At 39.5% G+C, this 534-nt stretch carries 1 protein-coding gene; it reads left to right on the top strand.

The window, feature by feature from the left end; genetic code table 11:
* Positions 1-366: TrmH family RNA methyltransferase (locus MOC09_RS19425; RefSeq protein WP_268371615.1), on the top strand; the 366-nt coding region annotated here is incomplete at its 5' end.
* Positions 367-534: the final 168 nt, after the last annotated feature.

Below are 534 nucleotides of genomic sequence, written 5' to 3'. Positions count from 1 at the left end.
GGCTTTTCAACGGATGATAAAATGCTGAAGCGTGCAGGACTCGATTATTGGGAGTTCGTTAACGTGGTGTATCATGATTCATTAGAAGAATTGTTTGAGGAATATCAAAAAGGCCAGTTTTTCTTTATTACGAAATTCGGCCAGCAGCCTCATACCTCATTTGATTACACAGATCTTAACGAGGATTATTTCTTCGTGTTTGGAAGAGAAACAAGCGGTTTGCCAAAGGATTTGATCCAAAATAACATGGACCGCTGCCTGCGTCTCCCGATGACTGAGCATGTCAGATCATTAAACCTGTCCAATACAGCGGCGATTCTTGTTTATGAGGCGCTGCGCCAGCAAAATTACCGTGATTTAAAATAGTAAAAAAAGTCCGCCCATTATGATGAGCGGACTTTTTTTGTCAGCATGAGAGGCTTTGTTTTATTTTTTTGGGCTTAACAACGTAACAGTGTTATGTTACAATGTATCCATCAAAGGAGCTGGATTTATGGAGGAACAATTAATCTCTAAAAAAGAATTACTCGAAAG

The sequence above is a fragment of the Bacillus sp. N12A5 genome (assembly GCF_026790125.1).
Classification (GTDB): Bacteria; Bacillota; Bacilli; order Bacillales; family Bacillaceae; genus Bacillus.
The sequence above is the reverse complement of the archived record's forward strand: the minus strand, read 5'-3'. Positions and strand labels throughout refer to the sequence as shown.